Here is a 12,938-nt window from a genome sequence, read left to right as displayed (position 1 = left end):
ATACTTCCCCCTAATATGTCATTAGGGTTATTTTCTATCAAAAGTGGCTCAGTTTTCAATTGCTATGGTGGCTCACTTTTAAATTACCATATACATTTGCATCAAAATTAGGTTTAATAGCAAGTGTTTCCTCTGTTATTCGATAAGTTTTAGCGTTCATCTGTTGCTTAACAGGGGGCTCTAACTTAATTTTGGATGCTGCTTTCTGTTCCTCTATTTCCTTTGATGCATATTTTAAGAAAAGATCGTTTACTGTGTGATTATTGATTTTTAATAGATGCGTTAATTTTAGTGCATTATAAAACTTTGCTTCATTATCACCAGTTTCAATTCTCGCTAATCCATTATCACTTATATTCATCAGTTCAGCTAATTGTGCTCGCGTTAGATTATGTATTCTTCGGTAATTTACTACCAATTGACCGAATTCTTTTTTAAAAGATTCTCGTGTGTAATCCTTCATTTTTTTACAACCCTCTATCAATTCTCTTAAAACGAGGGTTGGTAATACACACACTATAGTGTTTATTATGGAATAAAATAACAAATATAGTTATATTTTTTGTTAATCTAACTTAGTTAAGCATGTTACTAGAAAATAAAGTTAGGGTATAGACACTAAGGTGATTTTTAAAATATATAATGCTACTACAGTGATTAAGAGTAATTCAACGAGAAAGTAGAATCATAGCACATCGAAGTATTTACAAATTCTTATTTTGGTACGATTAACAAGTAAAGAGTAAAAGATATTAAAGTGGAAATAGTTATTACTTTAACCTATTTAATAGCTCAAGGCCTTGGGATATTCGCTCCATATATCATTTTTGGAGAAGAGCACTCATTCTAGGCACTGGCTTCTCCCTTGACCTACTAAATCTCTACATTAACGATAAAAAACGGATTAGTAACTCTACTCTTTTTTAGTCGTATTACTATTTCATAATTGTATCTATTTGTCGCTTAATAAGAAAGGTTAGTGCAAAATCTAGAAAGAAACTATTGGGTTTGATATTTATTTAAGTACCGCATTATATATGATTCTAAAAAACCGCTAATACTGTTCCTTATCTTCAGCAACCCTGTCCACCTTTGCAGGAGACAGATCATTATATAAATCGATTTTTTTAATTCGGTCTTGGAAATATTGATTCAGTTTTGGATCAGAACAGAAAATAAAGCAGCCTTTTTGTCCACGAGTCATCAAAGTACGGTAAGTATTTCGAATGATTTGATCTGCTGCTTTTTGTGCTTTAACAGGCTCTTGCTTCGCCATTTTTTTAATTCCTTTTAAAGACTGATCAGTTCTTGCTCGCTTGGTGAAGTCAGTGACGACTTCACCATCTTTGTAAATCATATCCGGCCCAATAATAACCCCTACATAATCAAATTCCAGACCTTGAGCAGTATGGATGCAGCCCGCTTCCTTAACTGAATTTTGATCAATAGCCCATATATTCTCTTGTAAATTCCAACTAATTTCAAACTGATGTTCAGGAATAGTTATATCCTTATGATCAGTATTATTTCGCTCTGATGTCGGCCACTCCCAACAGTATCCTGCTAACATTCTGGATTTATTGTTTCGTTTGTTTAATTTTTCAATTTCATTTAGCATGTCATGAGGATTATTATAAACACGAAAATCATAATCGATTCCGTAATCGTCAGCATTTGCTGTTTCCCTAATTTGCAGCGTATCATCTAACCAGGCAATATAAGCATCTGAACCATCACACCTAAACTGAGAAGTTAGCTTTCCTGTGATTAGCTCTGCATCAAGCTCCTTTGCAAATCTTTGAATCAAGTCAATACTACCAATGTCTTTTAGAGTGACTTTTTGGTTTTCATCAATAAAAAATAATGTGAAGGCAGAAGCTTTAATTAATTCTTTAATTTGATTTTCCCCTTGATTACCATAGAAACCGGATTTTTCATTTAAACGATGAGCTTCATCTACGACAATGACATCAAACTCATTTAAATCAGACTGAGTAAAACTCCCAGACCCTTTAAATAAATTATCTATCTCCGTTTTTCTAATTGTTCCTTTTAGTTTAGAGGCATACACATCTCTTGGGGCAGAATTTTTCGAGACATATAGTGTCATTAACTCTTCTTTAATCAAGTTTACTAGAAGGTTAATTGCCATTACTGATTTCCCAGTACCTGGTCCTCCTTCTATTACCATAACTTGCTTTTTATGATGTTTTAACGCATTTAATGCTAAGTGAAATGCCTCTTCATAGAACACTTTTTGTTCATCAATCATAATAAATTCTTCGTTACCCTTTAACATATTACTAAGAGAATCCTGTAATGATTTTGAAGGACGAATCCTTCCATGTTCAATTTGATAAATTAGATTACGATTATCACCATATCTAACATATTTCTTAATGAAGTCTCTTAATCTCTGAATTTCTCCTTTAACAAATACAGGTGCTTTTGTTAAATGTTCTTTATAATGTGCATCTGTAAGTGGATCATCATCGGTTTTTCTATAGTTATGTAGATAAGCACAAGGGTTTAATTCGATTTGTTGCTCCTGTACATTCTCATTAAAATCTTTAATAAGGGCTGCATAAGACCAGACTTGGTAAGAAGGGTGAGTGACTGCACGCTCTCCTCTACCTAGATATGTTTTTACGAGTGCGTCCTTTCCTTCGACTTTCTCAACTTTCGACCATTGTTTTAATTCTACAATTACTACATGATCTTGATTGCCGTTATTACCCGCCACTAAGAAATCTACCCTTTTAGAGGTGTTAGGGATTTTAAATTCAATGGCAACAGAAGCATCCTTTGGTATTTCTCTGTCCTGCATGACATTACACATTCGTTGCAAGGAATTTTCCCATGATAAAATTTCACTTTTCGAAGTTCGACCTATCTTTTCCTGATAAGATTGATATAAACGCTCTACTAATAGTTCATTGGTTACATCAGAAATAAATTCAGTTTTATTCGCTTCATATATAATCATTTAATTCTTCCTTTCTAGCGCTAATGAAGGATTATTAGTTAAAAATTAAATTAAGATTGTTTCCTTTATTCTAACATTATTTTTAATTCATAAGTACTAGCTGAAAAGACTTTTTAATGATTAGAAGGGCTGGTTTCCAGTCTTTCTTAATAATGTTGATATATAAGCCAAGTCTAACTAACCTAAAATAAATCATCTAATTAAATGTTACTGATTCATTTAGCGTATCTCGCAATGTCTTGTTTCATCATATACCAGTATGATGTTAAAACTATCTCGGAAGAAAATAGAGCTAATTACGTCACTCCAACTACAACTTTTACTACACAATCTTTTTTGTATGTAATACTAAAACTTTCAAACTCCAAAAATCATCGACTAACTATTTATTTAGTTTCGCCATTGCTTTGGGAACTTCAGTTATAAAAATTACTTTCCTTAATTGCCTTTACCTGTGCTTTCAGCGTTACCTTTTCTATTGTCATAATTTTTCACAGAAAAACACACATTCATCTGAAACCTAGTGAATGTGTGTTTACTCCATTACTAATTTCTACTCAAGTACAGGATCCATGTTCATGTTCCATAAATCAACATATGCGAATTCTTCAGATTCAAATTCTCCACTATAAGAATACGCTATGATTCTAGTTGCACCTGGATAGACATTGTGAAACAACTCAAATGTTCCTTCAGATGGTGATACATGCCCTAAATGTGCTAGCTTTTCGTTGTTATCATTTGACCAATAAAGAAGATATCCATCAATATTTGACTCATCTGCAGCTCCAATAATTTCAAGCGAACCTTCGGTAGAATATGGATCTTGACTATAACTTTCAAAATAAATATTTTGCGGTGGTGGTGGCAATTCTATCTGATTAACGGTTACTTGAAAGGATGCCTCTGCCAATACTACATCACTATTTCCCTCTGTTAGTCGAACATGAACGGTCGTAGTTCCATCGATGTCATTCGCTCTAACATAATACCCACCATCTTCATAGGCGTGTACTAGTGGCTCGTCTTCACTTTGTAGTTTTATCTGTATATCTCCTTCATATAATGCTTCATAAATATCTCCACCATTTTCATCAAGGAAAACATGATATATCTCTAACCCTCGTTCATCATTCACAAACATCTCTATATCCTGTAATTCACCGGCAACAGAGTAATTTTTATAATCTTGTATTTCTACATATTTGTAAGTATCTGATTCACCTAAATCATTTTTCGCAAATATGACGATACCTGTCGCGGTTTCCGGAATAGAGCTATTATCAGACAAAGAATAATGTAAATTCTCACCTGTTTTTTCAAGTGTTGCAAAAGAATCGGCTATGATGGCCATATTAGCATCTGCCCAATAAAGCGTGTAGTGAGATATATTCGATTCATCCTCTGCTCTTGTTAACGATAAAGATAAGTTGTATGCATCTCGTAATGGATTTGTATCTTTTATCTCAAAATCCTGCACTGTATGAAGTGGTTTACTATGAACAACTACTTCAAATGGTATAACTGTTTCAAATGAACCAAATGAAATGGCTAAATGAACAGTCGTTTCTCCCGCTTCCCGTGGTGAGATGATTAGCGACTCTTCCACAATTTCAGCTGTTGCAACGGAAGCATGTCCAGTAGTGACAGTGAGTTGAATCTTCTCGTCAATTGCAATTAAATCAGATAATAAAATGTTCTCTGTTCCATCTGCTAGATTAATGTCAAATGACTGAGGCAATTCATTTATCAACTGTTCTATCAGTGATACTTTTTGGTTAAAAACTTCCTCTTGTCGCTGACGTTCCTCTTCTTCTAATCTTTCTTGTTCCGCGCGTTGACGTTCTTCTTCACGTTCTCTTTCTAAGCGTTCTATCTCTAGTTTTTCTTTAGCTAATCGATCATGTGCTACTTGTTTCATTTCTTGCTGACGCTGTTCTTCTATTTCACGTTCCCTCTCCGCTCGTAACGCTTTCATTTTATTAAGAGCTTCTTTTAAACGCTCATCCGCTAATCTTTCTTGTCCCTCTTCTCTCTGTTTTTGTTCTGCTTTCTCTTGAAGAACACGTTCCATTTGATCGATGACATTCTTCTCACGGTTCACTTTTTCCTGTTCACTTTGGTAGTCGTTCACCCACTCTTGTTGCCTTTTTTGCTGTTCCCTCAAGTCTTGTAATAGCTTATCCTCTTGTATAAGAAGACTTGAAAAACGATTCTCTTTAAGCAACCTTTGATTAGCCTGATTTATAAGGTCATTTAATTCTTCTTTTTCCATATCTCCCTGTAGGATGGATTGCTCAAATAATTGATTGAATGCATGCATTAAACTAGCGGGAATAACATCCATGTCCAACTGCTTAGGTAATGCAGGTATTTCATGATTATCAGAAAGAATTTGCAGTAACATATCATTTTCTTTATCGATGTCAGCCTTGTTCTTAATAATTTGTTTTATAATCTCCGAATCAGGAATAGCTGCCATGTTACTAGGGTCTACTAGCTCTGGTATGTTGTTTTGATTATTAGATTCGACATTGACAACTTGTGATGGATACACAATGGAAGGAGGCCTCTCTTCTTTAGGCGTACCAACTTGTACAATCCCTGATGCAACAAATATAGATGTCATACCTGTATTAGGTTCTATAGACACAATAAAATGAGTCCCTAATGGCTTTATGGCACTATCATTTACAACAAGCTCATAACCATCACGGTGATTCCCTTGATGATAGGTGGATCCGAATGATTGCTCTATTTGAACACTCATACCATCCTCTGTTGATGAAATATCTAGTATTTCTATCTGAGAATTTTCACCAAGTAATATTTTTTCATCTTCATTTATTGCTAGTTCTACATTACTGTTATCCACTGTCGTAATTCTATCACCAGTAAAAATTTGCATTTCTTCTGTTGCTTGTATTTTCTCTTCCTCGCGTTCGACCACAACATTACTAGAAGCCTGTAAAATAGTAATTGAAAGAGCCACTACATCCTCTGATTCTTTTTCCTTTATCGTGGTAGACTTCATTTCTTCCGCTTCTACTTCCATCACTTCATCATTTATTACTGTTTGTTCTGTATTCATAAATAGATTAAACACAACCACAGCGACTAAAATAAAAAGGGAAAGAACGGGAATACCAATTAACATGTTTTTCTTATTCACTTCTAACCTCCCTCTATCGAATAATTAACAGAATTTTTCGATAGTTATAAAATAAAAATACTATAATTATACTAATAAGTATATATAATTTTAGTAATGTAATCGTACTTTTTATTGATTATATAGTAATATTGTGCCCCTTTTACATTCTAATATGGGAAATCTAATGATTCTTCTTGTTCAGATGGATCAAAAGTAAATACAGTGTATCCGGCTTCGACAAACTATATGGAGTATTACTTTTATTCAACAGTCAACAACCATATCCAGTCCAATAATAACTCTCGGATACCCGAATTTTATACCTGTGTAAATAAATTACTCTATATCCATTTTTTATAAAATTTACTGGATGTGGATAACATGCAGAGTCAGCCACGTCGAGCGCAAACGCCCAGCAACTAGAGAGGCTTCCCTCACTTCCATACGATAAGTCAACATCGATTGGATGAAAAACAGAGTATAGAAGAAACGTTATTTGAGAAAAATGGTGTCAGATTCTTCACATCGAGAGTTGTCCATATGAGGAATCTGACCCCCTTTTTTTATATAAAATGTATTTATAAGTTCAAAACATGTCGTAAGTTGTAAAAAAAATCGTATTTTTCTGTCAATGTAATGATATAATTAGGTCTATTGACGAACTAGTGGAGGTTTAGTATGCGATCCCCCAAAAAATTATTACTTCTACTGATCGGTTTAGTGATTATTCTCTCTATTTTCTGGCTAGGAAGAGACTCAAATCAAGTGAGTACAAAGCTTTCAATTTTTTCATGGTCATCCGAAGAAATTACCCTTAATCAAACCCAACTATTAAATGATTTAATTGAATATGACTTTGACCGTTTATTTCAGTCGTTTTCCAGTGAGTTAACCGATAAAGAAATCACTTCATTTGTCTCAGATGTCACCAAGAATGATATTGATGTGTACGGATTGTCTGGAACACCAGAGTGGGCCCTTGATCCCACCGGAGAAGGAATGATTGACAAATTAGACCGGATTGTAGAAATAAATCGTCAGTTACCAAAAAATCAGCGTATCCAAGGTTTTGTGATTGATGTTGAACCTTATATATTAGATGATTTTGACTGGGAGGATGAGAAGGTGCAACAATCATACATATCGGGAATGAAAAACCTCTATCAAGCTGCTAAGCGAGAAGGTCTAGAACTGATTGTGGTGATTCCTTATTTTTATGATACAAAAGGGTATCAAGAGGTCTTGACATCTTTTATTCACGAAGCTTCAACGGAAGTGGCTATTATGAATTACTATCGTGAAAATGAAAGAGCCAATCTTAAGTTCGAAGCAGAAGAAGCAAAAAATGCAGGGAAACCTTTAACAACGATCTATGAATTCAAACGCCCAGGTGAACATGGCCTGATTGAAATGAACACGTATTTTCATGAAGGGCGATTAGCGGCTTTAGAAAATGCGGATCGTTTAATCCAACATTATCACGACCAAACGATTCATATTGCTTTTCATGATTATCATGCGTTTCGAGAGGTGATTAACAATGAATAATGTGTTTCGAGAAGAAATGAAATTTGTTATTACTCGAGATCAGCATCTGAAATTGCGTCACCAAATTGCTCAAGTATTGAAGCGCGATTACCATAGTGAGCATAACCATTATCGACATCGGAAGGGAGATGGATACACCATTCGCTCTCTCTATTTTGATTCATTAGATGATCGTGACTACCATGAAAAAATAGAAGGAATTGAGTTGAGACGTAAATGTCGTTTACGAACGTATATGCATGATCCTTCTTTTTGTTTACTAGAATTAAAGAAAAAACAGGGATCCAATCAAAAGAAAACATCTTTCCGGCTGACAAAAGCGCAGGGGGAGCGATTAATTCAAGGTGATTATTCGTTGCTTTTGGAAATAGGCCATCCATTTTTACTCGATTGCTACCAGATAATGATGCAACATGTCTACAGACCAAAGTCCGTGGTTACCTATGAACGTGATGCTTTTGTCGCAAAGGAAAATAAAATTAGGGTAACATTTGATCAGATGATTCGAGGAACAGAAAGTAACTTTGATATTTTTTCAGATCAACTGCCCGAAATGCCATTCTTTGATCCAAGTCATGTCGTGTTGGAAGTAAAATACGATGGTTTTCTCTTGCAATATATTAAGGACATATTACAAGAATTAGAAAAAGAGCAACTATCAGTAAGTAAGTATTGTTTAAGTCGAAAAATTAGTAAACATTATTTGTTTTAAGGAGGGTAACAATGCAGGACATATTGAATCAACTATCTGGACAAAATATGGATTTAAGTTTAATAGATATTATAACTAATTTAACAGTAGCTACTGCCATTGCTTTTGCCATTTATATTTCTTATTGGTACACCCATGTTGGTACAGCTTACAGTCGAAAGTTCAATGTTTCATTAATTACGTTAACGATCTTAACTGCAACGGTAATGGCGGTAATTGGTAATAATATCGCTTTATCACTTGGGATGGTCGGAGCCCTCTCGATTGTGCGTTTCCGTACGGCGATTAAAGATTCCCGTGATACCACGTATATCTTTTGGGCGATCGTTGTTGGAATTGGTTGCGGGTCCGGTGATTTTCTTGTCGCAGGTGTAGGGAGTATTGTTGTTTTTATTGTTTTATTATTCCTTGGTCGTGTTACCAATAATCAGCGTTTATTATTAATTATAAAAGCACAACGTTCCAGTGAAATGAATGTCGAAGGTACTGTTTTTAAGCAATTTAATAAAAAAGCCTTTTTAAGAGTGAAAAATACAACAGATGAAAGCATTGAATGGATTTATGAATTATCAAGAAAAGACTATCAAAAAGAAGAGAAAAAAGAATTAACGATTACCGAACTCCTCTATAAAGTAGGAGGTATTGATTATGTCAATATTGTTACACAAAGCGATGAAATCAGTGGTTAAACAATGAAGCATAGGGTGTTATTTAGTCTGATGATTATTGGTTTAGCCAGTTTTGTGCTTTGGATAGCAATAGGAGACGATGAGAATTTTCCCAATCGTGTTCATCAACACCAACAAGGAAATAGTGAATCAACTACAGTACTCGATTTTACAGAAATGAAGACGGATTTACCGGTCATAAGCATGGAAACAGGAGGACAGCGAATACCTGGTACACCTATTATCAATAACAAGGACTATTATTATCAACTATCTGAACAAGGTGAAAGTGAAATTAAAACAGCTTTTACACTATATCAAGAAAATATGGAGCCTTTAAAATTATCGGCAATGATACATTATCGAGGACACTCGTCACGGTTTTTTGATAAAAAATCGTATGCGCTTCGGTTTATTGATGAGGATAACAATGATAAAGATACTTCCTTACTTGGTATGGAATCAGATAATAACTGGGCACTACATGGACCGTATTTAGACCGTAGTCTTATTCGTAATTATATGGCGATGAATTTGGCAGGAGAGATCATGCCCTTTGCACCGGATGTCCGGTTTGTAGAAGTGTTTCTAGATCATAGCTATGAAGGACTTTATCTGGTAATGGAAAAGGTCTCTAAAGGGGTGGGGCGCGTCCCGATTGCTACACCTGAAAAAAATAGTCAACAAACCGATTACCTGGTTCTCGTGGACCGACCCAAGAAAATGAATGCTACGCTGGATGATTTTTTAATGGATACGTATAAAGTATATCCATCAGGTACGGAAATAAACTATCCGACAAATACCCAATACACAGAGGAACGCCAACAATTTGTGAATCAGGACTTTTCTTTTATTGCCCATTCGATTTATCAAATACCATATGCGGATGAAGAAAATCAATACAGAAAATTACTGAATGTACAAGCATTCTATGATTACTTTATTATCAATGAACTGTTCCGAAATGTTGATGCCGGCCATTATTCGACGTACTTTTATCGTGATTTGAGGGGAGGATTAACCCCGGTCGTTTGGGACTTTAATAATTCTTTAAATAACTATCAGGTCATCACGTTTGATGCGTCTGGTTTTTCCTTGACGCAGAGTATTTTTTACGAACAACTATTAAAAGATCAAGCTTTTGTTGATGGCTTAATCAGGCGTTATCACCATTTGCGCAAGACAAAGTTACAAACAGAACGACTTCAACAGTATGTAGACGACACAATTGACTTTTTAGGAGAAGCTGTTGAGCGAAATAACAATCGTTGGGGGGATGTGTATGACCTTAACCATTATGACCAAGATAATCACCTTCAACCATCCGAACGTAACTACACGAGCTATCAAGAGGCAGTCGATCAAGTAAAAGATTATCTGGAGAAGCGTGGAGATTGGCTGGATACAAATATCGACACACTCTATCAATATAGTCATCCATCTCGACATAGTCATGAATCTATTAAATAAAGGCTGTGATCTAATAGATTGATATTTTGTAGACATGATAAATGTATGCGTCGTAACGTTATTGTGTCTTCATCCATCCTTTCTAGGATGAGTGCTAGTGCAGCGCTATGGAAAGCGGAGTATTCTGCCGGAACGGTGGCTAAACATCTAAACTATTATAGAGTGGATGAAAGCAAATCCATCTAAAGGGTTACTCCGCAGTTTATATCAAATCCGAACTATGATAAGCAACAAAGTTTTCGAATAGAGCCTAAAATTTAGAGCAAAAGCCAAAAAAGGGTTCTTTTAGCTACAAAAGTTATGAATAAAGAGTCTAAACCAAAAGGAGGGGTGAGATGAAGCGGTTTTTAATTTTGATGGTTTCGCTATTACTGATTATTGCGTTCGGCTATTATCTTTATTACGTGGAAGGCTATTATATTGATTTTGAAAAGGAATCAGCAATTTCAACACCCTTCTATATTGAAAAAGATGTGATCTACCATCAACAAGAGGAAGCGGGAAAACCTTTTGTGATTAGAGGGGTTGAAGTGGACAGTTCTTACGGGCCAAAACGAGGAACAGATTTTTCCATTGAGGAACAAACATGGCTGCGCTGGTTTGAGATGATTCAGCAGATGGGAGCTAATACGATTCGTGCTTCTAAGGTCTATGATCCTCAATTTTATCATGCTCTCTATCAGTATAATAAGGACCAGGAACAACCGCTTTATCTCCTCCAAGGCATGCAAGTCATGACAGATGAAGTGGAAACGAATAAAAATAAAGAAAATCTGGCTTTCTATCAAACCTTAACGGAAACGGGAAGAAATCTAGTTGATATTATTCATGGCAGAAAAGTGATGCTTGCAAATGAACACGAAGGTTCCGGGGTTTACCGCTATGATGTGTCCCCATGGGTTATTGGTTTTGTAATAGGTGATGAATGGAATCAGGACTTGCTTGCCTATATCGACCAAACATTAGATCCGTCAGCGGCATTTAATGGCAATTACGTTACCACGACGTCAGAAGCAACAACATTTGAAGTGATGATGGCAGAAATTATTGAAGATATAGTTGTTTATGAATCAAGAAAATACGATACGCAACGCCCGGTATCGGTTAATAGTGCGTTGATCATGGACCCATTTAAATATCAAGAAATTTATGCGAGACAGGTAGGTAAATATAACACCTTTACGATTGACCATATAAAGCCAACAGCTGAAATGAAAGCAGGGCTGTTTGCCAGCTATGCGTATGAAGAATTAGAATATGAGCCCCTTCCGTTGATTGCAACTGAAGAGAAAATAGCTTATCCAGATGTATCAGACTATTTTGACCTACTCTATCAAGCACATGAGGTACCTGTTGTGATCACGAGTGTTGGCTATCCGAGTGCAAGTTACTTCAATCATGAAGGCAAACAAGAGACACAAATCATCGATCATCTGAAGCGATTTGATGCGGTAGGATTTAATGGTGTTGTGATTCGTTCTTGGCAAGATGTTTGGGATCGTCGCACCCTCGAAACATCTTATGCAGTAGATCTTCAGCAAATTAACGATTGGCACGATCCACTGACATCGACACAACATTTTGGTTTAATTGGCTTTAAACCTTATCGTGATCAAGTACTAATGTCGGTAGATGGTGAAAAGGATGATTGGCAAGATGGGCAAGAGACAACCGAAAATGTGTCCATGACAAGAGACCATGCGTATTTGTATTTATGGCTGGAAGATCGAGATCTACATGCTGAAGAGCCCATTTATATAGCATTCGATCTACACCCAGAATTAGGTTCGAAAAACCCTGATGTATTCGATCTTACTTTTGATCGGGAAATGGACTTCTTCATCAAGGTAGAACCTAACCAAGAAGCAAGTATCTATGTTCAAGACCGGTACCAAGGTGTGAGACAACATTTTTTAGAACGCGTTACAGGGGAAAATCCATATATACACTATCCAAATAAAGATTCAAATACATTTGAGCCTGTCAACTATGTAAAGCATAAGCAAGAAATTTTTACAGAAGAAGAGATGAACGAATTAGAGACACGGGTCTATCAATATTCTTTTGAACCAATGAGCAGGTTAACTCCGTCTATGAACAACCAAGCACAGGAAGCTGACGTTGCAATAGATGATGGTAGGATCGAAATTCGTGTACCATATCAATTACTCAATCTATATGACCCACTAAAGTTTACTATTCATGATGATTACTATCAGCACTATGGTGTTGAACCTTTCCAAATCGACCATTTTTACGTAAGTGTAGCTAATCGACATAAAACGGCGATTAGTGTGAAAATTCCTGTGCAACCCATTGAAGAATTAGAGCGTGTGGAAGAATATATAAAACCTGCCTATCATGCGGTACAGACCTATTGGGAAGGAGAGGATTAAG

Annotated in this window: 8 protein-coding genes; 5 read left to right on the top strand and 3 right to left on the bottom strand. The window is 35.7% G+C overall.

Features of this window, described 5'->3' with window-relative positions:
• Positions 1–55: 55 nt before the first annotated feature.
• The 3 genes from DFR57_RS03750 to DFR57_RS03740 all read right to left on the bottom strand — a co-directional run bounded on the left by DFR57_RS03750 (position 56) and on the right by DFR57_RS03740 (position 6,158).
• Positions 56–463, bottom strand: coding sequence for a helix-turn-helix domain-containing protein (locus tag DFR57_RS03750; protein ID WP_114351809.1), 408 nt, complete (start codon positions 461–463; stop codon positions 56–58).
• A gap of 591 nt (positions 464–1,054) precedes the next feature.
• Positions 1,055–2,986, bottom strand: coding sequence for a DUF2075 domain-containing protein (locus DFR57_RS03745; RefSeq protein WP_114351808.1), 1,932 nt, complete (start codon positions 2,984–2,986; stop codon positions 1,055–1,057).
• A gap of 553 nt (positions 2,987–3,539) precedes the next feature.
• Positions 3,540–6,158: a FecR family protein gene (locus DFR57_RS03740; protein WP_114351807.1), complete on the bottom strand. Its 2,619-nt coding sequence runs from the start codon at positions 6,156–6,158 to the stop codon at positions 3,540–3,542.
• A gap of 660 nt (positions 6,159–6,818) precedes the next feature.
• Here DFR57_RS03740 and DFR57_RS03735 point away from each other — a divergent pair.
• From DFR57_RS03735 to DFR57_RS03715, 5 genes are all read left to right on the top strand, one after another.
• Positions 6,819–7,688: a hypothetical protein gene (locus DFR57_RS03735; protein ID WP_114351806.1), complete on the top strand. Its 870-nt coding sequence runs from the start codon at positions 6,819–6,821 to the stop codon at positions 7,686–7,688.
• Positions 7,681–8,400: a polyphosphate polymerase domain-containing protein gene (locus DFR57_RS03730; protein WP_114351805.1), complete on the top strand. Its 720-nt coding sequence runs from the start codon at positions 7,681–7,683 to the stop codon at positions 8,398–8,400. The genes DFR57_RS03735 and DFR57_RS03730 overlap by 8 nt, the downstream gene beginning before the upstream one ends.
• Positions 8,401–8,411: 11 nt before the next feature.
• Positions 8,412–9,089, top strand: a complete 678-nt coding sequence (locus DFR57_RS03725; protein ID WP_114351804.1) for a DUF4956 domain-containing protein — start codon at positions 8,412–8,414, stop codon at positions 9,087–9,089.
• A 3-nt stretch (positions 9,090–9,092) separates the two neighbouring features.
• Positions 9,093–10,541 (top strand): CotH kinase family protein, encoded by a 1,449-nt coding sequence (locus DFR57_RS03720; RefSeq protein WP_114351803.1) that lies wholly within the window; start codon positions 9,093–9,095, stop codon positions 10,539–10,541.
• A 335-nt stretch (positions 10,542–10,876) separates the two neighbouring features.
• On the top strand, positions 10,877–12,937 hold the full coding sequence (locus DFR57_RS03715; RefSeq protein ID WP_114351802.1) for a hypothetical protein: 2,061 nt from the start codon (positions 10,877–10,879) through the stop codon (positions 12,935–12,937).
• The last annotated feature ends 1 nt before the right edge of the window (position 12,938 follow it).

The organism is Saliterribacillus persicus (assembly GCF_003337485.1).
Classification (GTDB): domain Bacteria; phylum Bacillota; class Bacilli; order Bacillales; family Amphibacillaceae; genus Saliterribacillus; species Saliterribacillus persicus.
The sequence above is the reverse complement of the archived record's forward strand: the minus strand, read 5'-3'. Positions and strand labels throughout refer to the sequence as shown.

Coding starts and splice junctions, on each gene's coding strand:
- DFR57_RS03725 (WP_114351804.1), top strand. CDS start 8,412: ATGCAGGACATATTGAATCAACTATCTGGACAAAATATGGATTTAAGT.
- DFR57_RS03720 (WP_114351803.1), top strand. CDS start 9,093: ATGAAGCATAGGGTGTTATTTAGTCTGATGATTATTGGTTTAGCCAGT.
- DFR57_RS03730 (WP_114351805.1), top strand. CDS start 7,681: ATGAATAATGTGTTTCGAGAAGAAATGAAATTTGTTATTACTCGAGAT.
- DFR57_RS03715 (WP_114351802.1), top strand. CDS start 10,877: ATGAAGCGGTTTTTAATTTTGATGGTTTCGCTATTACTGATTATTGCG.
- DFR57_RS03745 (WP_114351808.1), bottom strand. CDS start 2,986: ATGATTATATATGAAGCGAATAAAACTGAATTTATTTCTGATGTAACC.
- DFR57_RS03750 (WP_114351809.1), bottom strand. CDS start 463: ATGAAGGATTACACACGAGAATCTTTTAAAAAAGAATTCGGTCAATTG.
- DFR57_RS03735 (WP_114351806.1), top strand. CDS start 6,819: ATGCGATCCCCCAAAAAATTATTACTTCTACTGATCGGTTTAGTGATT.